Raw genomic sequence first — 25,412 nt, forward strand, 5'->3', positions numbered from 1 at the left:
CAATCACAACCTATCAAAATAAAAATATGTTAGTACTAATATCAAATCAATTGCTACGAATATAAAATCATATAAACTGAATTTAAATTTTGTATATATTTTATATTCTCCAGTAAATCCTCTGCATTCCATGGCCATATGCATCTCTTCAGCCATTTCTTTAGACTTTATAAACATAGTCCCTACAATGCCAGAAAGAGACTTATTTTTGTTTTTACTTCGCCCTACAGATCTTACCTTAAGTGCATAAAGCATGTTTAAAGAAAATTCTCCAAGGATTATTATATATTTTGTTGTTATATCTAATACGAATATAAACATATCTGGCATATGAAATAATTTTAAGGCATTTATTAAATCACTCCAATTTGTAGTTATGGCTAAAATATTAGCTGAAGTTATTGAAGTTAATACTTTTAAGATAATAACTAAGCTATTATTACCATATCCAATAAATATAGCAGGTAGAAGTACTATAAATGTAAATAACGAAACAACCATATTAACCTTTAAAATATGTTTAATATCTTTTATACTTAAGAAATTAATTATAACCAATAGAACTACATCAACAACGAATATGTAGTATATACTTTTAGCTAAAGCTGTAAGAATAATAAATATAAGAGTTGAGGCTAACTTTATTGCAGCATTTATCTTAATTTTGCTCTGCTTTTGACTTCCTTGAACTCTAAATTTGTTGAGTATTGAAAGTAACGAGATAATACTCTTATTTATAAAGGCATCCTTGCCTTTTTCTGGTGAATAATCATCCTTTTTAAGCAGCCATTCAGGCATCATAATCTTCCTTTCTTATAGAAAATTAAAATTATTTATATAAAGTGTAATTACACATTCTACTGATTTTCTTTTCTAGAACTTGATATAAGTCTAAAAATAATCAATAATATTGCAACCCCTGCTATGGCTGAAAGAATATACCCTAGGTTTTCAGGAAGTCCCTTTAAAGAGTAATCTGACATAAGCGATTTAAAGCTAAAGCCATTTTTCATACCTTTAGGGATAAAGCCTAAGGTTTTGCCACCTGCCTTTACTGAACTTATCTCATCTATTCCCCATTCACCCCAAGCAGTACCTGAAGCTAAAAGGCCTAAAGGTGATAACAATATAAGTACTATGATAAAAGCATAGACTGGTTTTGTTTTTGTCTCAGTATTATCATATAGAATTCCAGGTGAAACTCTTTTTATAAAACTAAGTACACCTACTGTTATTATTCCTTCCAATACACCTGCAACAGTTAAGTGAGGTATCATCATTGATGGTATAGATATACCTAGAGGATAAGGACAATATAAAGGCATGCCAAGAGAATCTTTAAACAATAATGGTTGTATCCCAAATTCTACTGAAGTAAATAAAGCTCCTATATTTAAGCCGATGTATGAAGAAATAAAGGTTACGATATTACGTCCCTTATCTGTAGTTACCCTTCTGCTTAGAAGATTATAAATATAATAACCTGAGGTTGGGATTATAAAAGCCATATTGAAGGCGTTAGCACCATAGGCTAGTATACCACCATCTCCAAATAAAAGTGCTTGAATAAGTAAAGCAACAGATATTGATATGCAAGCCGCTTCTGGCCCTAATAAAATTGCAAGTAAAGTACCACCAACGGCGTGTCCAGAAGTTCCACCTATTAAAGGAACATTGAACATCATTGTAAGAAAAGAAAGCGCTGCACCTATCCCCATAAGTGGCATCTTCTTTTTTGTGAGTTTTTTCTTTACTGTTTTAATCGCTCTAGCCCATATAGGAACCATAGCTGCACCCATAACAGCACAGGTAGCTGGACTTAAATAATTGTCTGGAATATGCATTTTTAACTCCCCTTTGTAATTTTTGTACCTATATATTTAGATTTTAGCTAAAAAATAAGGCCACAAAAATTGATAATTGTATAACAAAAATCAACCTTCGTGGTCCTAATAAAATTCTATTTATACTAATAACTCTAGGATTTTAGGTGAAATATTAATAAGATCTTAAATTACTAAAATCCTCTAGACTAAGCAATTTCATAGCTTAAACTAATGTTTAATACATTAAAAAAAGTAAACTGCATGCCTTCGTGACATACATATAAATTTTACAATAATTTATTGACGATGTAAATAATATGTTATTTTCCTATAGTAGCTTTAAGTTTTTCTTCTAGGACTTTAGATAGTTCTGGTATACCTTCCTTAGTCCTTGTAGATACCTTAAATATATTGGCGTCAGGCTTTAAAGCTAATATATTCTCTTCAACTTTATTATGATCAAACTCAAAATGCTGAAGCATATCATATTTATTTAGTATGGTTATATCTGCTTCTGTAAAGAGCAAAGGATATTTCTCTACCTTATCGTCACCTTCTGGTATACTTAGTATGGCAATCTTAAGATCTGCTCCAATATCATACTCCGCTGGACAAACTAAATTTCCTACGTTTTCTACAAAAATAATATCTATTTCGTTTAAATCAAAGTATTGCAGTATATTTTTTATTGAAAGCGGTTCAATGTGACAGGCACCTTCTGTATTAAGCTGAACTACTGAGATTCCAAGTGCATCTATCTTCTCTGCATCTACCTTTCCGGCTATATCCCCTTCAACCACAGCAATGTTGTATATACTCTTTAGAATATTTATAAGCTCTATAATAACGCTAGTCTTTCCTGTTCCAGGGGACCCCATTACATTTATAAGATAGACTTTCTTGGATCTTAATATCTCTTTGATATCATTACTACAATCCTTACTATCTTCTATCACTTGTTTAACAACTCTAATATCCATATGTACATCTCCAAAACTATAGAATATATCTATATTTTATTATATAATAAAATTTATGGTTATGTAGTCTTTTTATTTAAAAAGCTTAAAAATCTGGAGGCATTTTCATGAAAGTTGCTGTAATAGATGCACAGGGTGCAGGTCTTGGACAAACAATAATAAAAAAACTTCGTAAAGAATTAAATAGTACTATTCATATAGTTGCACTTGGGACAAACACCTTTGCTACCTCTAATATGGTTAGAGCTGGGGCTAATGTAGGAATAAGTGGTGAAAAAGCAATCTGTTCTTTTTGCACCAACAACAAGATGGATAGTATAATTGGACCTATAGGTATACTTTGCAGTGGTGGTATAAACGGTGAGATTACACCACTAATATCAAAGGCTATATACGATATGAATTGTACTAAGTATATCCTACCTCTTCAAAAACATGAGATATACATTCCTGGAACAAAGAATACTCCGATTAAGGATTTAATAGATGAAATCGTTTCAGATATAAAGAGCAAAGTTGAAGTATTTGCTTAGTATGGGATAGTTGTACTAAACTAAAACCTCTAAAAAGCCTTAGTTTATATAAGGTTTATTAGAGGTTTTATTAATATACAATTCCTAAACTCTAATTTTGGACTATACACAAGCTCATCTAAGCATCGGATGACTGTCCACTCAATTTCACCAGGATACTTTAACAGAGTCTAATATTTAAACTCCTTCATAAATCTTTGTACAATTTCTTGAACTATCTTTAGCTTCGTAAAGAGCTATATCGGCTTTTCTTATAAGTTCATCTAAATCTATATCCTTAGTATTATTATCAGTTATGCCAATACTTATTGTATAACTAATCGTTACTTTATCATCTATAATAACTTCACTGGTTTCTACTTTTTTTCTAAAGTTTTCTAGTAAGTTAAAAACCTCTCTCTTGCCAATACCATTAAATAAAACAGCAAATTCTTCTCCACCTATTCTACCTAATGCATAAGCTGTGTCTAAATATTTATTTAATAGTTCTGAGAAATGCATAAGTACCTTGTCACCAGCCATATGTCCATAGGTATCATTTATACTTTTAAAGTAATCGATATCTATCATTACTATAGAAACCATATTACCCGATATGTCCTCTACTATGTAATTAAATCTATCCGTAAAGCCTCTTCTATTTAAGAGAGACGTAAGACTATCTCTGTCTGCTTTTTCTTTTAAGCTGATTTCATATAATTTCTTTTCTGTAATATCATTTAATATAAGTATGGCACCAATCATAGCATCATTACTATATAGTAAATGCACACTGCAGCTAATATAATTATCCATATCATTAACCTTATACTTTAGCTCCACATATGCTTCATTTTTTGAAGAATACAAATCCAAAATTTCTGGGTGGTCCTTTAATACATCAGTTACCTTTAAGCCAATTAAGTTCTCTTCCTCAGTAATATACTTTGAAATTAACTGTTTAGCATATTCATTGGCATCCACAATGTAAGAAGCTTCATCAATTACTATTATACCTTCTTTAATTACGTCAAACACCTTATCTCTAGCAATAGGCGATACATTTAATAAGTTATATTTAAATAAACAATAAAACATAATTAAAGTACTAGGTATATATAGTACCGCTATTGGTATATATACGCCTAACTTCTCCAGTACTGCAGTCTTAGCCCAACTAAATATCAACATAAAGAAAATACTCAATATGACTAAAGATACTTGCTTCTTGAATCTAAGGGCTACCTTTCTTTTGTAATTAAAGAGTATTGCCATAGATAGAAGAGGTATAAAAAAATTAACTGCTACTAAAATTGAACCTAAATCAGTAAGCTTAACTATAAGATTTTGTCCAAAAAGAGCATTCTCAGCTATTACATAACCTGATCTTACTAAATGGTGATAGTAATTGGTATATATCAGTATAATATCTAGTAATGGAAAAAGAGTTAAGGCATAAGCATATTTTTTAAATTTATATTGCTTTGAATAAGCAATAGCAAAAAATACACTAGCTATAGGTACAGTAAAAACCCCTATTTGCTGAATGTTTCTCCATATTATTTTATTATACAGTCCGAGAGTATTAATTTCTAAAAAAGATGCTAGTGACCATATAATACCGCCCAGCATCTGCACAAACAAAAAGATAGCACCTGGAACTTTTCTGTTTATAAGAGAGTATAGTCCAATATAACCTAAAATAATTAAAGATACTAAAAGCATAAAACCTTGAATAAATTGCATTTTTATGTACACCTTTCAATTATCATTTTATCTTAATCGCTATTAAAGTATCTTTTGCAATTAAATAGTTATTCAACTAAAATATACTTTAATAAACTTACTAAAAAAATTAATATGATTTTTTAAAATATATACAAATTTAAGTTTGGGTCAATTATATTTTATATAATCTAAATTATACTATATATTTTTATAAAAGGAACTATTTAATAAAAATAACTATTATTTAAAAAATAAAGCATTAAGAAATACTAATAAAAGAAGTGCAATATTATTAAAGATCTCACACATAAGAGTATTATATTATAAACTCATTTATTATTAAGTTTTTTGTTTAGAGATAGTAAACTATAGACAACGTTTTAGTTCTATGCTAAAGGTACTGCCACTACCAAGCTCTGATTGAAAATATATTCTTCCGCCATGGGCTTCAACTATTTCTTTACATATAGCAAGACCTAAGCCGGTTCCACCCACTTGTCTGCTGTCAGAGTTGTCAACTCTATAAAATTTTGAAAATATATTTTTCTTTTCTGATTCTGGAATTCCTAGACCATAGTCCTTTACAGCTATCTTAACAAACTTTTCTTCTATAATTACTCTAACTTCAACCTTTGAGTCTTCTGTTGAATACTTTATGGCATTACTTATTAAGTTATGTAGTACCTGAGTTATCCTATTGGAGTCTATATCAACTATAACCTCTCCCTCAGGTATTTCCAAAGTGATATTTTCATGCTTTAGCTTCCATTGGGAAATTATATCCTTCATCATTTCATTTATATCAACACAAACAAAGTCGTATTTTTGTTTTCCTGAAATCATTTTTTGTAAGTCTAAAAAATCGTTTATTAAATCTGAAAGTCGCTTAGCTTCTTTATAAATTATCTCTAAGTATTTTTTTTGCTTTTGAGCATTCAATTCTTTATGCATAAGAAGTTCTATGAAACCAAAGATTGAGGTCATAGGGGTTCTGAGTTCGTGTGAAACCATATTTATAAATTCCTCTTTGTGTCTTTCTACCTCTCTTTGCTCTGTAACATCAATGCTGATGATTATAAATTGAGATCTCCCTTTAACTTCATTCAAAATAGGTACCATGGTAGAAAACAGCAGATGCTCAACACAATCTTTTCCTACTACGCTAAGATCTCCACTCCAGGTTTCACCTGAATTTATAACTTTTTTAATATTTTCAATTGAGTCCTTACCTGCAACTCTTAAATTTAGAAAATCGAACTTCTTATTGTGAAGCTCTTCATAGGTATACTGAAGTAGTTTACATATATTTTTATTGGCATGAATGATGTTGCCATTTCCGTCAACTATACATACAAAGGTTGCTTTATCCACAGCAAACTGTATGTTATCTAATCTTTTAGTTGTTACATTTAACATTTCAGTGGTTTTTTCATATTGTTCTTCTAAGTCTTCAAAGCTGTCTTTTAAGGCCAGTTGCATAGCCTTGAAGTTTGAGAATAGTATACTTATCTCCTCTACTAAAGTTTCTCTCTCTAAGTTTATTATTCCGTGATTCTTTATTTTATCAGGTAACTGATAGGTTATATTTGCTAAGTTTGATAGAGGCTTAAGTAATATATTAAGTATTAGAGACAATATTAAAAGTAATAATCCTATTGATAGTGCAATAATAGAGAATATTTTTATATTAGTGTCATACAACTGTTTTATGTATGGCCTTAGCTCTAACTTAATAGTAACTACACCATCATCTATAGGTTGTGTTTTTATATAATAAGACTCTTCCCACTGCTTTATAGGAGGTGTAGCTATATTAGGAACCCATCGATACATCCCACTTCCAAGGTTAAGTAGTTGACCATCTGAATGCCACTTATTTTCTAGGTCATCTTCTTTATTGGAATAAAGTTTTTTTCCATTATTTTGCCTAAAAGATATTATTAGATTCTGGTTATTTGAGTATGTATCCAATAAATCTAGACTGTAATTTGTTTCATCTAGGTTCTCTCTTATATAATAAGCTAAACTATTAGAAGCTATATCAAGCATAGATCTTCCATTATTATTGATGTAAGCTAGCTCCCTATTACCTGATATCACTATATAAATCAAACTTAGGGTTAAAATTAAGCTTCCTATACTGTTGAATAAAATATTCTTTAATGAAATCTTAGAGCTTACATCATCGTTTATTATAGTTGAAAAAGGTATAAGCATATATAAAATATTGGCTAAAAGCACATTGAAAATCCCATTGATCCCTTGTTTTAATACTACAAGTAATGTAGCATCTGCACTAACCCTCATCACATAAAAATAAGCAATATAAACTAAAGCAGCACCAAGTGTACACCAATATATAATATCAGCCATAAGCACGGTTTTGATTTTTGTCTTTGTTATTATTAAGTGAATTACTACAACTTCCATTACTGATGCTAGTATGGCATATGGATGCCCCCACAGAAAAATAGTTTTATAATTAACTACTAAAGCTGATATAGCAGCATATTTAATACCAAATAAGTGATATGATAATATTGTGCAGATACCACCAATTAAAAAATCAGTACCAAAGGGCAATGGAATGGAAAACAAATTTAAAATAACCCCTAATAACAATAAAATTATGAAAACTTCTATCTTTCTTATCATAGTCCCCAATCTTCCTTCTATGTCTTAGCAATGTATTAAATATGTACCACTTTAATCCGAAATCTATTTTCAAAGCTCCTCTTCTTTTTTAGAGTGTAGTTGAAAAATATTATCCACTTTATCAAGCAATTCCATTGGGCTAAAGGGCTTTGTCAAGAAGTAATCTGCCCCGCTTTCCATAGCTTTTTCCCTATCTGAAAGTTGAGCTTTGGCAGTTAATAGCATTATCTTCATATTTCCTTTATCGGTGCCAAGCTTTTCTATGACTTCATAGCCTGTTAGCTTTGGCATCATAACATCTAATATCAATAAATCAGGCTTCTTTTCATATACCAATTCTAGAGCTTCTTGACCATCCTTAGCTTGATATATTTCACTATCATCGTCATCAAGGGTTTCCGATATAAGAAATCTAAGTGAAATTTCATCATCTGCTATAAGTATTTTTCTCATATATTCACCTTCTGTTTCTTTTAAATCTATTAACATCAACTTTATCTATGATTTTCACAAGTAGCTTCTTAAAGCTATAAGTAGCATTTTTAACCTTAGTTCTTATACTTACTGTTAACTTCTTTAAGTTATTATCACTATTTTCGGTGGTATAAAATTCATAAATCACAAAAGTAACAACAAAACCTAAAAAGAAAACTAGAAGACCAAAATAGTATAATTCTCTTAAAATGACTTTAGTTGTTCCCTCACCGCTTTCATTAACTATAAATCCAGTTGTTACTCCATTTAAAATCATGGTTCCTCTTTGTTTTTCGCCAAAATCTATTTGCCAAACGGGATTTGGTGATTCGCAGTAATTAAGCAAAACCCTTTCTTTAGCAGGATTGCTTACCTTAAACCTTCTTTTCATCCTATCTATTTTTTCATAATTAACTTCTTCAACCTTTTTTTCTGATATATTAAAAAAGTTATCTAGGTCTGTTCCTTCGTAAAAAATCACATTATCTACTAAAAGCATGTGATTGTAAGGTATAATACTAAAATTCTTAAGTTCTAAGTATCCATTACTTAGCTTTTCACCTCTAGCTAATATATGATATTGCATTAAGGTAGCTTTTTCAGGAACCTTAATTATCTGCTCATATTTGTTCCATTTTGCTTTATCTTTTTCTTCTACCTCATTTATATAAGTAACATCTATAACGTTCATGTCATCATCTAAAAATATCACCTTCATATGTCTCTTTCTAATGTTCTCTGAACGCGCTTCTACATTAACTAGATACTCTTCCTTAGGATTTACCTTTATTTTATTTGAGGCATATACGTACCAATCACAGGAACAAGTCTTTTCATAATCTATTCTCATAACTCCACTGGTGATTTTATTATTCATCATATCCTTTGTAACTCTATCACAGTCAGAGCAATCTTCTTGAAAAATATCCGCAATAAAAGGTGGAAGCTTAACCTCACTAACATCAAATTTATGAAAATCAGAAAAGGTACTTACTGAAGGTACTTTACTGTCAAAGGTTAGCTTAATAGTATAGTCTCCACTGCTAAAAAACATATTTTTGAGATCAACTCTATAATAATATTGCAAGGTATCTGATAGTTTATCTATAGTATAAGGATAGCCTTTGCTTAGTGGATTGTAGTCTATCATTGTAGCTGCTTTTTCAGTTTTTAACTTAAAAGAATTAGTTTCGATAATTCTGTTTGTTGCTTCTCCACTATATTTATTAATTATATCCACGATTATTCTCCCATTATTTAAGGGATATCCGTTGATATTTAAGGCCAAGGAATAAATTCCATCCTTTAATACTTCTATATCTCTAGATAATGATCCACTTTGCGAACTAATTCCTTTTCCAAAACTCAAACTGGGATAAGCTCTCTCAGATTGTAGATTTCCACTATAAGAAAAATCATTTTCAGCTTCTAGGCTTGCGAATATTTTTGATCTTTCTACTGCTTTTTTTACTGGGAAAATAGTTCTTTCAAAATCTTCCTCTGGAATAATGGCAAAAACATTAACTGCATTAAAGCCAGAGACATTTTCTACAGCTATGTTATTTTCACCTTTATCGAAGGAATGTATACCTAAATCTATCCAAGTGAATTGATTTAGGCTTATGTCTTTAGTGTTTATAACACTTCTATCCTTAGGAAAAGATATTTTTAAGTTACCTCCTACTTTGGAGCTTAGAACTCTTCCGTACACATGGGCTTTTGTATCAGTATCAAACTTTTTCTTCATTATAAACTCATTAGGAGCTTTATATTCCTCAAGATCAAAAAGCTTCATGTCATGTATCCACCAATAAGTTCTCTGCTCAGGCATTTGATAACTTAATATATCTATTCTCATGTATTTAGAACCAAAGGGAGATATGTACTCACCAAAAAAGTTTACCGCATCAAAGTTTACAGACTCAGTAGGTGCGACAACATAGCTAATTCCTAATTCCTTCATGTTGTCATCAAAAAATCTAACCTTTATGTGCATCTTGTTTACACCTCTGCCTGATACAGCTATATTAAACTGGTAAGGATTATTCTCCTTTGCTTCAAGAAGTCCAGATTTGGCTACCTGCCATATATTTTTAGGGTCTCCACTAGCTATCTGTCCATAAAGCATTGGAATAGCATTTACATCAGTCATCGGTGCAGCTTGAACATTAAAAAATTGTGGGTTGTCTGGTACGAAAAACTTTTCTGTCCTTAGCAAAGAATTAAAATCAGCTACTAGCTTTCCTTTTATACTTTTCATTCTATAAGGCAACACATTTAGCTTACTACTAGCAAAGGTTACACCTATACCAGAAGATTGATCAAAATCAAAGGGGAAGTTTTGTATTCCCTGTGAGGATAAGAACCATAACCATTCATTGTTCTGTGGCAAGGTTTTTGCCCATTTTAAAAAGGGGTTAGCTGAATCTATAAATTCAAATGGCTTTATGTAATTGTCATTAGGTAAATTAGAAAGCAGTAAATCTCTCATATTAACTGCTTCAATGTAGTCACCTTTGTTTGCACTGGTAATATAACTCTTAGGTTCTATACTTGAGAATATTACACCAATATCCTTAAAGTTGAAGTTAGGTATACTATTATAGGTTTCTAACCTAGAAAGTCCGTAAGGGGTATATAGCTTTTTTGGAACTTGATACATATAGGGAATTGGCTTAGGTACTTTATATAAAGAAAAGATATCATCTTCATATTTCTTTGATAGGCCTTCCTGCAATTCTAGAAGCTTTTTGTTGAATTCCTGTCTTTCCTCTTGACCAACATATTCCTTATGATAAGCAAGCTCATTTATACCAAAATTGCTTACTAAGGTACCTATATTACTACTAATTCCTCTATCCATAACGTATTGAAGAAAGTTAAGATAGTAAGTAATGCTTGGTATATTGCCTTCGTGATGAAATATTGTATTCTTTTGGGAAGTATATACTTGTATGTCCCCTGTAGCTTTTTCCATACCTGTTATATTAGGATTCTTATTCCAAAAAGGTGTAGCTACACCAGTATTACTCTGAGTCATGTTATCAGCTATAGGCATGTATAGAACCTTGCTATCAAACCTATCCTTGTCAATAAAGTGCTTTTGCACTTCAAGATATTCCTTAGGGATTTCTACAGGATGATAAAAGCCTTGTATGAAGTTTTGATAAAATGGATTAATATAAAGCCAGAAGCTTCCTATGACTCCTAGAACTAAGGAGCCTTTCAATATGCTGTTATATATATTAGCTTCAAGCTTGTGCAATACAGCTTCTACACCAAAAGTTAGTAGCAAACTAAAGCCTACAGCCATTAACCCTACGAACTTATTTGGATCTCTAAACATTGATCCTATTATAGGCACTTTAGTTACTATTATCACAAAGTAATCAGCGAAAAGCGGCAAGGTTACACCAGTAGAAAGCAATACAAATAAAAGTGATAATATGGTAAAGAATAAAATTATATTCTCTTTATATGCTCTAAACACCATGGCATAGAGTATATAAAATATAAGTACAGCCCCACCCATATAGAATGTAATTGGTAGCTTTTCTATATTGAACATGGGCCACCAATAGCTTACTAGATAAAGTACTTTTACTGGAGTGCTATATCTACTAAAAAGTGAAAGTGTATCCACAACATTAATATTATGCTGAGAGGCTTGTGCCTTAAAAAGGATACTGCCAAAGTACATAGAAAGCCAATAAAAGCTAAAGAAGCAAAATACTGTGCCAAAAGTAAAGATCTTTAAGGCAAAGTTGAGATAAACTCTTTTCAAACGCTTAAATTCTTTACTTCTAACAAATATAATAGTTTGCTTCATTAGTAATAACATACCGATTACGAATAGAAAAATAAGTCCGTAAAAGAAGTAGTGAATCCCTCCAGCACTGATGGTAAATATTATGCTTATCATAAAGATATCAATAACATTTCTTTTGTAGAGCTTAATGTTACTAACCTCATAATTAGGAATTAGCTGAGCTTGAAACTTAGGATCAAACAAGTTGAAGAAAAACATAAGAACTAAAGGAAATAAGCTGTATCCACATAATAGGTAGATATGCTGTATTCTATAAATTACCCAAGGGTTAAGAGCATAAAATATTGCGCCAGTTAGCAGAGCAAATATTTTAAAGAAGTTAAATTCCTTTGAAAAATAAATACTTATTATTCTTTTAGAAAATAGATACATAGAAATTGCTGAGTTTAAAATCAAGATGATTATAAAGCTTTTTAGCAGTACCGGACCACTATAGTTAAATATCTTAGATAATATATAAGGAGGGAGAATATAAAGCAGTCTAGGAATATTAAGTAAGGTAGTTGTACTCCAACGTTCATTCCATACTCCAAAAATCTCCTCCATGTATCTGCCTGATGTAAAGCCAAAAGCCATATCACTAAAAACCACATGACCTTTATCAAATAAGGGTTGCAAGAACCATAAAATCAAAAACAACATCATGACCAATGAAAAGATATCATATCTGTAAATATAGATTAAATCTTTAAGTTTTTCCTTCAGGTTTATCTTTTTCATTGATATGTAATCCTTCCTTTCTTACTTCATCTTCAAATTCATTTAAATCTTCTCTTAATTTTGACAAAGGTTCATATAAGTTTTCTATGTCTGTAATATGTTTCAGAACTTTATTAGCTTTTTTACTTAATTCATCTATATGGAGAGAAGTATTATTTTCTATATTATTTAATTCATCTTCTATAGCTTCTTTTAGATTTCTAGCTGCCTTCCAGCCTAGAACAAAGATAGCTATAAAGGTAAGTATTATAACAAATAATATAAAGGTCCTAATATTGTTTACTGTACCTAATATATTTTTTTCACTATTATAGGCTGCTATATACAAGGCTACTCCGTTTAAATCTATAAAACTGTAAGCATATCTATATCCTTCATAAGCTTCAATATCAGTGTTTCCATCCAAAGCCTTCTTGGTAATAGGAGTTATTTCAGTCTTATTGATGTTTTTAACATCTGTATCACAAACTACTTGAAATTTGTTGTTATATATCTTTACACCTAATTGTTTTGAGTTTTTTAATAGCAATTGTATTTGAGAACTATCTATTTTAAAAACAGTGTATCCAAGAGCTCCTGACTTATTAGAAATCTTATAATATAGATATTGATAGTTTTGTGAACTTGTAGTAAAAAAATCACTTAATATAAAAGGCTCCTTAAACTTATATTGTTTTAAGGTATCTGCTGCATTTATAACGTCAGGATCAGAGTTCTTTTTGTATATAAGATTATAGCTTGTATCAAAGACATAGATATTTTTAATCTCTGAATTTTTGTCATAGGAATTAAAATCCCACCCGTTAACAAGCTCTCCCTTTCCTCCTAAAATTGATAAAGCAATTGTTTGAGAGTATATCTCTTGCTTTTCCTCTACCTTGGAATAGTGTTCTTTAATAAGGTTAATTTTTTCATCTCTAAGGCTTTGAAGATTAGTATCCGCAGCAGAGATAAAATAACCTCTAAATCTAAATAAGAATAATATAACGAATAGAATAATAGGTATACCGGCAGCAAAAATCATATACATTATATTTTTGTAATGATATGTTTTTTTCATTTTTATCTCCTCAGAATTTCAATACAGTATTTTAATAGTGTCTTTTCTAATATTTTCAATGAATTATAATTGCTCTTCGACGTATATTATTATTTAGAGAAAGGAGATTTATACATGACTAATAATGACAGCATTTTAATAATTTCCGATTATTTTAGAAACATAGATTATGAACATACTATAGATTTTTACTCTCATAAAACTATAAATTGTAGTGAAATTGAAACAACCCTTTTGGATGATTATTCTATGATTTTATTAGATCTAAAGGATACAGAAGATACCATAAATTATGCAAATAAAATAAGAAATATAGTGCCTAGTATGCCATTATTACTGCTCAGCACCCTAGATGAAGCAAAAGATTTTACATACTTTAGAAACATTGAAGGTTATGGCCAAATAAGATCTTTAAACTATCGTGCCAGTGACTCAGATGAAATATTAGAATATATTCAAAGCCTGTTACACCCTGAGTATCCTAGTGAAAAAACTGATATAGCCATAGTTCTTCCAGTATACAACGAAGCTAGCAGATTCAATAATGTATATGAATTTGTGAAGAAGTTAAAGGTTTTACTTGAGGAAGGCTTTATAAACGCATCACTATACTTTATTAATGATGGAAGCAAGGATAACACAGAAGATTTGGTAAAGAAACTTATAGACAATGATCTTCTAGAAACAAATTACATCAAACAAAGAAGCACAATTTCTTCCCATGAGCTGAAAGTTAATACAAGAAAAGCAGGAACATATATTGAGGGAATAAAAAGTATACGCTCTGAAATCCTTGTTTTTGTAGATGCTGATAACTCCTTTGAAATAGAAGATATAGCTAAGATGATAAATATTATTAAAGCCGGCTACTATGATATTATAGTTGCTACAAAGGATATGACTGCAGAAAAAAGACCTCCTATAAGAAGGTTCGTAAGCTTTTTCAAACGCCTAATGACAAAACCGATGCTTCCAAAGGGGGTATATGACTCACAGACTGGACTTAAAGCGGTAAATTCAGTGGCTGCCCAATATATACTTCCCTATCTTCATGCAGAAACGGAACTTGCAATCGATTTGGAGCTTGTGTACTTGGCAAAGAGAATGAACTTTAGAGTACTTCAGCTTCCAGTTAGATGCATTGATATGGAAGGTTCTCACGTAGACATAGTAAGAGATTCTATTCATTTTGTAAAATCTATCTTTAAGATATATAAAAATCATCGAAATATCTCCTTAAGGAAAATCTAATATGTTACACATGGTGAGATTTATAAAAAAAAGACAGAATATTATTTTCCCCTTTTTAGATATAGCTTTAAACGTAGTGAATTATTTTTTTCAGTTATATTTGAGTTGGAACCTCTTACCACAGCAGTATGGAACTATTAATTCCCTGCTTTCTTTTTCTGCAATATTATTTGTACTAGGTATTTCATTTCAAACCTTAACAGCTAAAAAGGTATCCTCAGGTCACTACTCTGCTGATACTTTTAAAAGCATTTATTTATCAACATTATATTTTTTATTACCTATATTGTTAGGTACTTTAATTTTAGCTAAACCAATTGTGAGATTTCTTAGGAGTGACTATGTTTCCTTATTATTTTTAATAGTTATATTTGCCTTCAATTTATATTTGAGTATATTTAGAGGGATTTTTCAAGGAAACCATCAATATTTACATTTAAATATAAGCTTCTATATAGAAACCTTCGTAAAACTTATAGCTATATTTTGGCTCTTTAGTTATAGAAAAAACGTACATATTGCCTTGATATCCATATTGCTTGGAATGGTATTTTCTTTTTTTTACGGCTTTTTAACAAACTCAAAAATGAAAAAGTTTATATCCGTAGATCATTCAATAAAAACTTCTGTACGACAAATATTTAATCAATCGATATCCATTTATATAGCCAATTTCTTTATCTATTTTTTTACAAGTATAGATATGCTAATCATAAACTATTTTCTACCTCAGGTATCAGGAATATATGCTGTTATTCAGAAGTACAGCCAACTTATACTTGCTACATCCTTTAGTATAATAACCGTATTTATACCAACCTTTAGTGCAAACTATAATGACAAGATAAAATTAAGGAGTATCGTTAAAAAGGCATTTTTATTATTTGCCCTATTATCGTTAATAGCCCTTTTAGGCTATTACTTCATACTCCCCTATACAGTTTCTATTTTTTTCAGCACCAAGTACGAAGAGGCTGCAAATTATTTATTTTTTAGCTGTATAGCTTATATCTTTTTAGTATCTTGTTTTTTAGCCATAAATGTTTTTATTGTTTTAGAGAAAAAGCGCTATCTTCTTTATTTATTAATAACATCAGTATTCATGCTGCTACTATTTTTATTGCATCATGAAAGCATATTATCAATTATATTTATTCAGATTCTATGTTACCTTTTGATGTTTATATTTTTGATAGCGAGATTAACAAAAGAGTTAAAGGAGTAGATTGTATGTATACGGAGCCCGATTCATCAATGATTACTATATTATTTCTATCTTGGAGAGATATAAATGCACCTAAAAAAGGTGGTGCAGAGGTTTATACTCATGAAATGCTTAAGCGTATCGATCATTCTAAATATAGAATAATTCACTTTTCACCTATGTTCGAAGGAGCAAAAGAAGAGGAAATCATAGATAACATATTATATCTAAGAAAAGGTAATGAACTCACTAGTATACTTGAAGCTATTAAGTTTTATAGACTGAATAGAAGCACCATAGATTTTGTAGTGGATCAGTGCAATACTCATAGATTTTTCACTAGATTCTGGGTTGAAGATAAGAAGAGAATCTTCTTTATCCATCAACTTACAAGAGAAATCTGGCACATAAATACTAAGTTTCCACTAAATATTGCTGGTTATCATACTGAGGATGCTCTTTTAAGATTATCCAAAAACGACTACACCATAACCGTATCACAATCCACTAAAAATGATCTTATTGATGTAGGCTTTAACCCTAATAAAGTGTATATATTACCTGAAGGAATTGAGTTTGAACATGTAAAAAAAGAAGATTTTTTAGCTAAGGAGACTGTGCCTACCTTCATATATGTAGGAAGATTTGCGAAATATAAAGGAATTGATGACTCTATAAAAGCCTTTGCGCTTTTAAAAACCATTTATTCCTCAGCCAAGTTGTGGATTGTTGGTAAGAAAAACGAAAACTATATAGCTGAAAGACTAAAGCCTATCTTGGATAGAGAAAAACTTTCCTATGGAGATGAGGGAGAGAATAAGGATGTTACTTTCTTTGGCTTTGTAAGTGCAGAAAAAAAATTAGAACTTATGAGTCGCTCACATGCCCTGTTGTTTCCATCTCAAAGAGAAGGTTGGGGACTGATTGTAACGGAAGCTGCTGCAGTAGGTACTCCAAGTATAACTTATAACTCTCCAGGTATAGTAGATGCTGTTGACTTTGGAAAGGCAGGATATCTCTGTGAAAAAAACAATGTGCTGTCTTTAGCTGAATTTATGGAGAGAGTTATTATAAATAAAGATGAGTATGAACAGTATAGAAATAGAGCTTATGAGTTTTCACTAAAATTTCATTGGAGAAATACAGCAAAAGCTTTTGAGGACTTTATGGAAGTAGTAAGGAAGGGATGAAAGTATGAATGAAAAGGTCAGCATTATATTTTCAACCTACAATAGTTCAGAATATGTCCAGTCCTGTCTAAAAAGTTGTTTGGAACAGGATTATGATAATTTTGATGTAATAGTCTCTGACGACGGTTCAACTGATAATACTATAGAAGTATTAAATAAAACCGCTTCGGTTTATGACAACTTTTATCTAATCCCACTGCCTCATGGAGAGAGAGGTATTGCTAGAGCTAAAGCAATCGAAAAAGCTAAGAAGCTAGGTACTAAATTTCTATTTATTATAGATTCTGATATGGTTTTAAAGGAGCATTTACTCAAAGAAGTTATAACATATTTTAGCGATCATCCAGAGGTAGGAGCACTTGTTATCCCTGAAATAGCCTATTCTGACTACAATAACTTTTACTCTAAGGTAAAGGTATTTGAAAGAAATACAATAAATAATGCAGGAGAGAACTTAGGAAAAAACTCAATTGAAGCAGCTAGGTTTTGGAGAATAGATGCTTACAATAGCACTGGTGGAATAAACATAAATCAGATAGCCTTTGAGGAAACACAGCCTACTATAAGGTTTATTGAAAAAGGTGGTTTAATTAAAAGAGCTCAGTTTACTGGAATGTATCATAATGAAAAGCATGTAACCTTGAAAAATATAATCGCCAAAAAAAGATATTATTTTTCTGTTATGGATAAGACTCTATCGACTGAAGAAGGTGGCTTTCTTAAAGCACTTCAAAGATGGTATTTTTTTAGACCTGTATTATATAGAAAGGATAATCTCAAGAGATATATAAAGCACCCTTTACTAACTATAGGGATGTTTTATATGTATCTTTGTTTAAGCATAATAGGCGTTTATGAAATCCTTTGTTCAAAGTTTAAGAAGAAATGATTATTTGCTATCAGTTTAATTTCAATATTGTCATTAAATATATCCTAAAATAAAATCCATGGGTAAAAAAGCAGATCAACTTTTTCTTTATCCATGGATTTTATTAATTCAATTTATAAATCTATATTTGGTAAAGGGTTGGTGACGCTATCATTGCTATGTTTAGCTAAAAACTATAATTTTCATAAAGCAAAACTAGTTATTTTCTTAGAATCAATAATTTGTAGCTATCACCTATTAGAATTTCTTTTTCTATGTTATTCTCTTCTAATTTTCTTATATTTTCACTATAGGCTTCATCATTATTTTCTATAAAAATATAAGGATTAGGCAAAAATCTTAATAGTTGTAAAAAGTCTTCTTTTTTTATATTAAAGTTATCAGAAGCTGATGTGTTTTTAGACTTAAGATAATCAGAATAATCAGAGGCTTCCTTTATTATTTTCTTAGCATCTTCATCTACCTTCCAAGGTTTGGTTATATACTTAAAGATATCCCCACTATTTATGGCTTCTATTATAGAAGGAATCTGAGAAAAACCAGAAAGTACTATTCTAACTATTTCAGGATATTGAGTTTTTACAATCTTCAATACCTCAAGCCCACTCATCCCAGGCATCCTTAGGTCAGTTACTAAAATATCTATGCTATTGTGCTTTAACAATTCAATTGCTTGAGGACCGCCATTTGCAAAATACAAGTTATAATCTTCTTCTTGAAACATCCTTTTAAGCAGAAGTAATATTTCATCTTGGTCGTCTACAAATAAAATGGATTTTTTCATAGTATATCACCTTCTTTATCCATGAACACATAATATATTTTTAGATGCATCAATCTATATATGTAACTTTTACAGATGCAAGATATTCTCTTAATGAGTTTATTATGGCTATTATTTCGGTACTATTCTCTCTAGCCGCAGCTGCCTCAAGCTCTTCGCCTAGTTTTGAAGCGAACTGAAAACCGTAACTTCCACCAGCTCCGTGAATAGAATGACCTATTAACCCTACAGTCTCAAAATCAGAAAATTCAACTGCGACCTCTAGCTTTTCCACATCTGATAATCTAGCATTTAAAAATATAGGTACAAGATCCCTGTATTTCTCTTTAACCTCAACTACTAAGTCCTTTTCTGTTATATTCATATCCTTCTCCTGTTAATTAATAGTCTGGATCTTTTGTTATAAACATCATAAACTTAATTTTATAAGAATTAACGTAATTATATACTGTTAAATATGCTACTAAATATATTATTACCAACAATATGGATACACTATTCAAATTATAGAAGCTAAATTATATTTCTAGATAATTTAGCTTCTATAGGGAACCAACTTCAACTATTAATTTATGCATGCTCGATAATTCCCAGACGCAGGTATTATGGAACATGTATAACTTAAGTTTCGATATAGGAACACTATATAGGTTTAACGGCTCGAAGTTTAAGTTATACTCACCGTTAAAGTCTTGCAAAATCTATTGTGAGTAAAGCTCATAACTTAAGGTTTTATCTTGTAACCCTTTAGATGATGTCTAAGGTGTTGTTCTATAATACTGTTATTTGAACTTCTTTAATACTAAGGTAGCGTTATGCCCACCAAACCCAAAGGAATTGGATAGTGCATAGTTAAAATCAAAATTCTTTCCTTCATTAGGAACATAATTCAAGTCACATTCAGGATCTTTTGTACTATAGTTTATTGTTGGAGGCACAAAGCCTTCCTGCAAAGCATATGCTGTTATAATGGCTTCAACAGCTCCAGTTGCTCCTAAAAGATGCCCTGTCATAGATTTTGTTGAACTTATCATGAGGTTATAAGAAGCATCTCCAAAAACGGTTTTTATTGCTGAAGTTTCACTTCTATCATTAGCTTTTGTAGAAGTACCATGAGCATTTATGTAGCCAATAGCTGAAATATCTACACTTGCATCTTCTAACGCTCTCTTCATACATCTTGCGGCACCTTCTCCTCCTTCTGAAGGGGAAGTAATATGATAAGCATCATTGGTACATCCATATCCCACAACTTCGGCTATTATATCTGCCTCTCTTTTCAAGGCATGTTCAAGTTCTTCTAAGATTACTATGCCAGCGCCTTCACCTAACACAAATCCATCTCTATTAAGATCAAAAGGTCTACTGGCACTTTTAGGATCTATGTTTGTTGTCATAGTTTTACTAGAAGAAAAACCTGCAAGAGTAAGACCTGTAATAGGTGCCTCAGCTCCACCAGCTATCATAACATCAGCATCACTTCTTTGAATAGCTTTAAAGGCATCTCCTATAGAATTAGTGGAAGTAGCACAGGCTGTCACCGTACACTCATTAAAGCCTTTTGCTCCGTATTTTATAGCTACCAAGCCTGAGGCCATATTTGGTATCATCATAGGAACTAAGAATGGACTAACCCTACTAGGACCTTTTTCAAGAAATATATTGTGCTGAGCTAAGGTAGTCTCTATTCCTCCAACCCCAGTTCCTATAATTACACCCATTCTTTCTTCATCAACTTTATCTAAGTTAAGCTTTGAGTTGTCCATTGCAATTTTTGTAGCAGCCAAAGCAAATTGAGAAAATCTATCAGTTCTTTTTACTTCCTTACGTTCTATAAAATCACCAGGTTCAAAGTTCTTTATCTCAGCGGCTACCTTTGTTGGAATTTCTGAGACATCCACTCTTTCTATAAGACTTATTCCACTTTTGCCTATCTTAATATCTTGCCAAAACTCCTTTGCTCCAATCCCAACGGAAGACACTACTCCCATACCTGTTATCACTACTCTTCTACTCATATAAGAAACCTCCAAATATCAAACTGTATTTACTTTTCAAAATATAATAGATATAATAAATTTAATCTAATTAGCTGCCACTTAAATTCCAAATTCATTTTAAAGCATCTTACGGTAGAGAAAGTAAACTTTAAAATTGTCACAAATATTTAAGTGCCACTGTTTTGTTAATCACCTTTCAATATTATTGTAGTAAATGTATTTTTATAAAAATGAACAGATATTGCTTTTAATATTAAAACTAAAATGAAAAGGTGCAAAAATATGAAAGATTTAAAAGAAGCTATTGTTTCCGCAATAGCTTATATTGAACAGAATTTATATAATAAAATTTCCTTAGATGATTTGTCAGAACATACTGGAGTTTCTAAGTACTATCTTCACAGGATTTTTAAATCTTTAACTGGTGAGTCTATTATCGAATATACTCAAGGTAGAAAATTAACTTCAAGTATCAATGAACTTCTGAATACTGATATGAGAATAATAGATATTGCCTTAAATTATGGCTTTGATTATGAACAATCCTATATACGAGCTTTTAAGAAGTTTTTCGGACATACACCTTTAAAATTAAGATCTGACAATATGAGCTTAAGCTTAATCATAAAGGAAAAGATAAATACGAAGGATATTTTATCTGTTGAAAACTCAATAACCTACAATCCTCAGTTTGTATTTAAGCAAAAGTTTAACCTTATTGGTACTAAGCATAAAATATTGAGTAAATCTGGAGATAAAACCGCCAATGCCTTTGGTAGAGAATTTTTCTATAAACAAAGAAGCAAGATTACTAATATAACTAAAGAAAATGTGTACTTTGGATACACAGATTGGAGTGAAGATCAAAATGGCATCATATACTACATGCCAAGCGCTGAGGTTAGTAGCTTAGAATCAATTCCTGAAGGTATGGTTGGAATATCTATACCTGCTCATAAATACGTAGTTTTCAAGTTTGTTGGCTTTTTTAGTCCTGATAATATAAACGGAAGGCATGTTGGTCGACTTCTAGTTCAAATGTACTCCAGGTGGATTTTTAAATCTGGGTATAAATTTGCCGATACCTTTAGGTTTGAATATATTGATAATTCTATGTCAAAAGATAATTACTGCGAGTTATATGTATATCAGCCAATTGAAGATATATAAAGCTTCCCTGAAGGATAGAGATTAAGCCTATTCTTCAGGGAAGCTTTTATTCACCATATTTTTGTAAAAATAAAATTAATTCTGATCGGTTCTTTAGCTGGAGCTTTTCAAGTATTTTTGAAACGTAGTTTTTAACAGTTCCTTCGGTAACGTACATAGCCTCTGCTATGGATTTATTACTTTTCCCCTGTAATATGTGGGAAGTTACTTCTTTTTCTCTCTGAGTAAGGGAATTTATAAGTCTTTTTCCCTCACTATTATTCGCTTTAGCTTTTTTCTTGTCTTCAATTGAATTTAGAAGATTTATAACTTTAATAGTTACCTTGGGATTTAGTAATATTTGATCTGCATAGGCAGTTTTTATTGAGTTAACAATCTCTTGAGAATCAGAATCTTTAAGAATATAACCATCTGCACCGTCCTTCAATACTTCAAAAATATATTCATCTTCATTGAAAGTAGTTAATATAACTATTTTAATTTTCGGATAAGTTACTTTAACTATTTTTGTAGCCTCTATTCCATCCATTACAGGCATCCTTATATCCATTAAGATTACATTTGGAGTATGTGTTTCTAGTAATTTTAGTAATTCTCTACCGTTGCTTGCTTCACCAATTACCTCTATCTCGTCATGAAGACTTAATATCATTTTCAGCCCTTCTCGTACAATCTCTTGATCATCTACAATAATAACTCTTATCATACTATCCTCCAATCAATCACACATTAGGAATATTAGCACTTATAGTAAAATTCTTTATTTCACCAGATATAAAACTAACATTACCACCCAGCGCTTTTATCCTACTCTCTATGCCTTTTAGCCCAGTTGATTTTATTATGTTGCTGCAAGGTAAGCCATTGTTTTGTACAAGCAAACTAATATTATTATCCTTTTTATTTATTTCTATAATAAAATTAGTTGCATTGCCATGTTTGATGCCATTAGTAACTGCTTCTCTAATAGTTTTATATATACAATTCTTAATGTCAGGACTTACTTTTTCAACCTCTTCATCCATATGTAAAGTAAATTCAATGCTATTACTTTCCTTAAAATTATTAAATATTTCGTTTATAGAAATTCTTAATTTATCTACGTAATTATCTTTTCTTAATATAGAAACTACTTCCCTCAAGGAATTCATAGACTCTTTGGAAACTTGCTTAGCTTTAGTTATAGCGGTCTTTGCTTTTTCCGGATCTTTATCTAATATATTTTCTGCATACTCTATATTCATCTTTAAAGCTATAAGTGAATGGCCTATTGAATCGTGAAGTTCTTGAGCTATTCTAGTTCGTTCTTGTTCAAGGGTTAACTGTTTAATTATTTCTGAGTATTCATTTAAAGTTAAATTCTTAGCTAGAAGCTCTTGATTAAGATCTAAAACTTTATTCCTCTCATTTACTACAGTTCTAAAAAGAAAGATAATTAAGAAGAAAGAACCATAGTTAAGTGCAACATTTACTAAACTACTTATAAAAGCTTTGGAATCAAACAAATCTATTTTGTATAAATTAGATATTAAATAAATTATAAAATGAAAAGTAACTAATCTTGTTTTAATATCCCTATTAACTATCATTACTTCGATAAGTGTAAGTATGAAGTAAATATCAGTACCTGGATTTTTCATATAGTAGTTGAAATAGCCTATGATAACTACACTAAGACCATAGGATAAGTAATATGTCTTATTTCTATAATCTTTTAAGTACTTGTATCTAAATATATTATTTAATACTAGTATTAGGCAGAGAGAAAGCAAAAAGGACGTATATGTATTTAGTACCTCATGTCCTTTTAAGATATGTGGTAAAATTGTATTAAGTGCTACAATCTCCATTATCCTGCAAAACAATAATCTGCCCCTAGTTGATGAATATTTTCTCATATATATATACCTTCATAATCTTAGAAATTAACTCTATTATACCATTTTATTGTCATAATCCACATATTACTAAAGTAATGATAATTATAGCCAGTATTAACCACTTGATGTATAATAAAATTTATTAATTAAATGCACAAAAATACTTATGGATAGGAGAAATTATTGATGATTAAAGAAATTGAAACGCGCAGAAGCATAAGAAAATACATAGACAAGCCGGTTGAAAATGAAAAAATAACTGAAATCCTAGAAAGCGCAAGATTGGCTCCATCAGGTAACAACACTCAGCCCTGGCATTATATAGTAGTAAAATCAGAAGAAATGAGACAAAAAATAACTGAGGCCTCCCATAATCAGAAATGGATGCTAACTGCTCCTGTATTTATTGTATGTGTTGCAGATGTGCGCTGTAGGATAAAAGAAGAGGTAATCATTAATGATAACAGTCCAGAAGATGAAGTAAAAAGAATAATTAGAGATACAGCAATTTCTGCTGGATATATGCTTTTACAAGCAAACAATTTAGGATTAGGGGTTTGCTGGGTTGCAGAGTTTACTCAAGAAGAGATAAGACCAGTATTAAACATACCTTCAGATAAATATGTAATAGGTGTTATTACAGTAGGTTATCCTAATGAGAATCCAAAAGCACGTCCTAGAAAGGCTCTTCAAGATATGGTTCATAATGAAATCTGGTAAGCAGAATCCTATAATTACATGTATATAGTTTTAAGGAGGTGCTTGATATGAAAAGGCTAAAAAAAAATTTAATACTTTTTATACTTATAGTTACCTTATCTTCATTATATTATGGGTGTGATAGCAAACACCAAAACCAAACTCAAAGCAAAACGAATTTTATTGACAGTAATAATATAAGAAGTTTTAAAATCCACAATGTAAATGGAGAAGTAAAGGAAATAAAAGATAAATCTGATAGGGATAATATAATTGACTTAGTCAATAGTGTGAAAATTGCAAAGTCAAATGTGGAACCACGTGATGGTATTGGATATGGTGTTATAATAACCTACAGTAACGGAAGTAAGTTCTCTGCCAGTTATCTATCATCTATTATGAGTTATACAGTAGACGATAAGTCTACCTGGTGTGAAATAAATAAAAATATTACTAATGAATTAAAACATTACTATGATAAAAATTAGTATTTTATATTATAAGTAAATTAATAGTTTTAATAAATTAGTTTAATAGGACATCATATGATGTCCTATTAAA

General features: G+C 30.6%; 21 protein-coding genes. 8 read left to right on the forward strand and 13 right to left on the reverse strand.

Annotated features, from left to right (window positions below; genetic code table 11):
- Nucleotides 1-3 precede the first annotated feature (3 nt).
- The 3 genes from C1I91_RS15460 to hypB all read right to left on the reverse strand — a co-directional run bounded on the left by C1I91_RS15460 (nt 4) and on the right by hypB (nt 2,806).
- Nucleotides 4-801, reverse strand: coding sequence for an energy-coupling factor transporter transmembrane component T family protein (locus C1I91_RS15460; RefSeq protein ID WP_238475792.1), 798 nt, complete (start codon nt 799-801; stop codon nt 4-6).
- Nucleotides 802-857: 56 nt separating this feature from the next.
- Entirely contained in the window at nt 858-1,844 is a 987-nt protein-coding gene (gene cbiM, locus C1I91_RS15465) for a cobalt transporter CbiM (protein ID WP_128213663.1), read from the reverse strand.
- Nucleotides 1,845-2,146: 302 nt separating this feature from the next.
- Nucleotides 2,147-2,806 (reverse strand): hydrogenase nickel incorporation protein HypB, encoded by a 660-nt coding sequence (gene hypB / locus C1I91_RS15470; RefSeq protein WP_128213664.1) that lies wholly within the window; start codon nt 2,804-2,806, stop codon nt 2,147-2,149.
- Between the two features lie 107 nt (nt 2,807-2,913).
- Here hypB and C1I91_RS15475 point away from each other — a divergent pair, with 107 nt between their 5' ends.
- Nucleotides 2,914-3,339, forward strand: a complete 426-nt coding sequence (locus tag C1I91_RS15475; RefSeq protein WP_128213665.1) for a DUF3842 family protein — start codon at nt 2,914-2,916, stop codon at nt 3,337-3,339.
- 177 nt (nt 3,340-3,516) lie between these two features.
- Here C1I91_RS15475 and C1I91_RS15480 read toward each other — a convergent pair whose 3' ends face one another.
- From C1I91_RS15480 to C1I91_RS15500, 5 genes are all read right to left on the reverse strand, one after another.
- Nucleotides 3,517-5,064 (reverse strand): histidine kinase N-terminal 7TM domain-containing diguanylate cyclase, encoded by a 1,548-nt coding sequence (locus C1I91_RS15480; RefSeq protein WP_128213666.1) that lies wholly within the window; start codon nt 5,062-5,064, stop codon nt 3,517-3,519.
- A 348-nt stretch (nt 5,065-5,412) separates the two neighbouring features.
- A complete protein-coding gene (locus tag C1I91_RS15485) occupies nt 5,413-7,701 on the reverse strand; it encodes a PAS domain-containing sensor histidine kinase (RefSeq protein ID WP_128213667.1) in 2,289 nt (762 codons plus the stop codon).
- A gap of 69 nt (nt 7,702-7,770) precedes the next feature.
- Nucleotides 7,771-8,154: a response regulator transcription factor gene (locus tag C1I91_RS15490; RefSeq protein WP_128213668.1), complete on the reverse strand. Its 384-nt coding sequence runs from the start codon at nt 8,152-8,154 to the stop codon at nt 7,771-7,773.
- Between the two features lie 4 nt (nt 8,155-8,158).
- Nucleotides 8,159-12,724 (reverse strand): hypothetical protein, encoded by a 4,566-nt coding sequence (locus tag C1I91_RS15495; RefSeq protein WP_205694218.1) that lies wholly within the window; start codon nt 12,722-12,724, stop codon nt 8,159-8,161.
- Nucleotides 12,693-13,784, reverse strand: coding sequence for a hypothetical protein (locus tag C1I91_RS15500; RefSeq protein WP_128213669.1), 1,092 nt, complete (start codon nt 13,782-13,784; stop codon nt 12,693-12,695). Before C1I91_RS15500 ends, C1I91_RS15495 begins: the two co-directional genes overlap by 32 nt.
- A gap of 114 nt (nt 13,785-13,898) precedes the next feature.
- Here C1I91_RS15500 and C1I91_RS15505 point away from each other — a divergent pair, with 114 nt between their 5' ends.
- The 4 genes from C1I91_RS15505 to C1I91_RS15520 are packed head-to-tail and all read left to right on the forward strand — an operon-like array spanning nt 13,899 to nt 18,318.
- Nucleotides 13,899-15,035 carry a glycosyltransferase gene (locus C1I91_RS15505; protein WP_128213670.1) on the forward strand — a complete coding sequence of 379 codons (1,137 nt, stop codon included), beginning with the start codon at nt 13,899-13,901 and terminating at the stop codon, nt 15,033-15,035.
- Between the two features lie 10 nt (nt 15,036-15,045).
- Complete coding sequence (locus C1I91_RS29785; protein ID WP_420808477.1) at nt 15,046-16,260, forward strand: oligosaccharide flippase family protein; 1,215 nt, start codon at nt 15,046-15,048, stop codon at nt 16,258-16,260.
- Nucleotides 16,261-16,289: 29 nt separating this feature from the next.
- On the forward strand, nt 16,290-17,429 hold the full coding sequence (locus tag C1I91_RS15515; protein WP_238475793.1) for a glycosyltransferase family 4 protein: 1,140 nt from the start codon (nt 16,290-16,292) through the stop codon (nt 17,427-17,429).
- Nucleotides 17,430-17,433: 4 nt separating this feature from the next.
- Nucleotides 17,434-18,318 (forward strand): glycosyltransferase family 2 protein, encoded by an 885-nt coding sequence (locus tag C1I91_RS15520; RefSeq protein WP_128213673.1) that lies wholly within the window; start codon nt 17,434-17,436, stop codon nt 18,316-18,318.
- 199 nt (nt 18,319-18,517) lie between these two features.
- Here C1I91_RS15520 and C1I91_RS15525 read toward each other — a convergent pair whose 3' ends face one another.
- The 3 genes from C1I91_RS15525 to fabF all read right to left on the reverse strand — a co-directional run bounded on the left by C1I91_RS15525 (nt 18,518) and on the right by fabF (nt 21,120).
- A complete protein-coding gene (locus C1I91_RS15525) occupies nt 18,518-19,102 on the reverse strand; it encodes a response regulator (RefSeq protein WP_128213674.1) in 585 nt (194 codons plus the stop codon).
- A 49-nt stretch (nt 19,103-19,151) separates the two neighbouring features.
- Entirely contained in the window at nt 19,152-19,466 is a 315-nt protein-coding gene (locus tag C1I91_RS15530) for an Hpt domain-containing protein (protein ID WP_128213675.1), read from the reverse strand.
- Between the two features lie 418 nt (nt 19,467-19,884).
- Nucleotides 19,885-21,120: a beta-ketoacyl-ACP synthase II gene (gene fabF / locus C1I91_RS15535; protein WP_128213676.1), complete on the reverse strand. Its 1,236-nt coding sequence runs from the start codon at nt 21,118-21,120 to the stop codon at nt 19,885-19,887.
- 264 nt (nt 21,121-21,384) lie between these two features.
- On the opposite strand from fabF, the gene C1I91_RS15540 reads away from it, so the two are divergent.
- The gene (locus C1I91_RS15540; RefSeq protein WP_128213677.1) at nt 21,385-22,272 is read left to right on the forward strand and encodes an AraC family transcriptional regulator; all 888 of its coding nucleotides are present in this window, start codon (nt 21,385-21,387) and stop codon (nt 22,270-22,272) included.
- Nucleotides 22,273-22,318: 46 nt separating this feature from the next.
- Here C1I91_RS15540 and C1I91_RS15545 read toward each other — a convergent pair whose 3' ends face one another.
- Nucleotides 22,319-22,978 (reverse strand): response regulator transcription factor, encoded by a 660-nt coding sequence (locus C1I91_RS15545; protein ID WP_128213678.1) that lies wholly within the window; start codon nt 22,976-22,978, stop codon nt 22,319-22,321.
- A gap of 16 nt (nt 22,979-22,994) precedes the next feature.
- On the reverse strand, nt 22,995-24,170 hold the full coding sequence (locus C1I91_RS15550) for a sensor histidine kinase (RefSeq protein ID WP_128213679.1): 1,176 nt from the start codon (nt 24,168-24,170) through the stop codon (nt 22,995-22,997).
- 168 nt (nt 24,171-24,338) lie between these two features.
- Between C1I91_RS15550 and C1I91_RS15555 the strand changes: the two genes are divergently transcribed.
- Together C1I91_RS15555 and C1I91_RS15560 are read left to right on the forward strand one after the other, a co-directional pair.
- Complete coding sequence (locus C1I91_RS15555; protein ID WP_128213680.1) at nt 24,339-24,872, forward strand: nitroreductase family protein; 534 nt, start codon at nt 24,339-24,341, stop codon at nt 24,870-24,872.
- Nucleotides 24,873-24,919: 47 nt separating this feature from the next.
- The gene (locus C1I91_RS15560) at nt 24,920-25,339 is read left to right on the forward strand and encodes a hypothetical protein (RefSeq protein WP_128213681.1); all 420 of its coding nucleotides are present in this window, start codon (nt 24,920-24,922) and stop codon (nt 25,337-25,339) included.
- Nucleotides 25,340-25,412: the final 73 nt, after the last annotated feature.

The organism is Clostridium manihotivorum, assembly GCF_004015185.1.
GTDB lineage: Bacteria > Bacillota > Clostridia > Clostridiales > Clostridiaceae > Clostridium_AR > Clostridium_AR manihotivorum.

What these genes read in the sequence shown, in the direction of transcription:
- C1I91_RS15460 (WP_238475792.1), bottom strand. Translation starts at nt 801, where the DNA reads ATGATGCCTGAATGGCTGCTTAAAAAGGATGATTATTCACCAGAAAAA.
- cbiM (WP_128213663.1), bottom strand. Translation starts at nt 1,844, where the DNA reads ATGCATATTCCAGACAATTATTTAAGTCCAGCTACCTGTGCTGTTATG.
- hypB (WP_128213664.1), bottom strand. Translation starts at nt 2,806, where the DNA reads ATGGATATTAGAGTTGTTAAACAAGTGATAGAAGATAGTAAGGATTGT.
- C1I91_RS15475 (WP_128213665.1), top strand. Translation starts at nt 2,914, where the DNA reads ATGAAAGTTGCTGTAATAGATGCACAGGGTGCAGGTCTTGGACAAACA.
- C1I91_RS15480 (WP_128213666.1), bottom strand. Translation starts at nt 5,064, where the DNA reads ATGCAATTTATTCAAGGTTTTATGCTTTTAGTATCTTTAATTATTTTA.
- C1I91_RS15485 (WP_128213667.1), bottom strand. Translation starts at nt 7,701, where the DNA reads ATGATAAGAAAGATAGAAGTTTTCATAATTTTATTGTTATTAGGGGTT.
- C1I91_RS15490 (WP_128213668.1), bottom strand. Translation starts at nt 8,154, where the DNA reads ATGAGAAAAATACTTATAGCAGATGATGAAATTTCACTTAGATTTCTT.
- C1I91_RS15495 (WP_205694218.1), bottom strand. Translation starts at nt 12,724, where the DNA reads ATGAAAAAGATAAACCTGAAGGAAAAACTTAAAGATTTAATCTATATT.
- C1I91_RS15500 (WP_128213669.1), bottom strand. Translation starts at nt 13,784, where the DNA reads ATGAAAAAAACATATCATTACAAAAATATAATGTATATGATTTTTGCT.
- C1I91_RS15505 (WP_128213670.1), top strand. Translation starts at nt 13,899, where the DNA reads ATGACTAATAATGACAGCATTTTAATAATTTCCGATTATTTTAGAAAC.
- C1I91_RS29785 (WP_420808477.1), top strand. Translation starts at nt 15,046, where the DNA reads ATGGTGAGATTTATAAAAAAAAGACAGAATATTATTTTCCCCTTTTTA.
- C1I91_RS15515 (WP_238475793.1), top strand. Translation starts at nt 16,290, where the DNA reads ATGATTACTATATTATTTCTATCTTGGAGAGATATAAATGCACCTAAA.
- C1I91_RS15520 (WP_128213673.1), top strand. Translation starts at nt 17,434, where the DNA reads ATGAATGAAAAGGTCAGCATTATATTTTCAACCTACAATAGTTCAGAA.
- C1I91_RS15525 (WP_128213674.1), bottom strand. Translation starts at nt 19,102, where the DNA reads ATGAAAAAATCCATTTTATTTGTAGACGACCAAGATGAAATATTACTT.
- C1I91_RS15530 (WP_128213675.1), bottom strand. Translation starts at nt 19,466, where the DNA reads ATGAATATAACAGAAAAGGACTTAGTAGTTGAGGTTAAAGAGAAATAC.
- fabF (WP_128213676.1), bottom strand. Translation starts at nt 21,120, where the DNA reads ATGAGTAGAAGAGTAGTGATAACAGGTATGGGAGTAGTGTCTTCCGTT.
- C1I91_RS15540 (WP_128213677.1), top strand. Translation starts at nt 21,385, where the DNA reads ATGAAAGATTTAAAAGAAGCTATTGTTTCCGCAATAGCTTATATTGAA.
- C1I91_RS15545 (WP_128213678.1), bottom strand. Translation starts at nt 22,978, where the DNA reads ATGATAAGAGTTATTATTGTAGATGATCAAGAGATTGTACGAGAAGGG.
- C1I91_RS15550 (WP_128213679.1), bottom strand. Translation starts at nt 24,170, where the DNA reads ATGAGAAAATATTCATCAACTAGGGGCAGATTATTGTTTTGCAGGATA.
- C1I91_RS15555 (WP_128213680.1), top strand. Translation starts at nt 24,339, where the DNA reads ATGATTAAAGAAATTGAAACGCGCAGAAGCATAAGAAAATACATAGAC.
- C1I91_RS15560 (WP_128213681.1), top strand. Translation starts at nt 24,920, where the DNA reads ATGAAAAGGCTAAAAAAAAATTTAATACTTTTTATACTTATAGTTACC.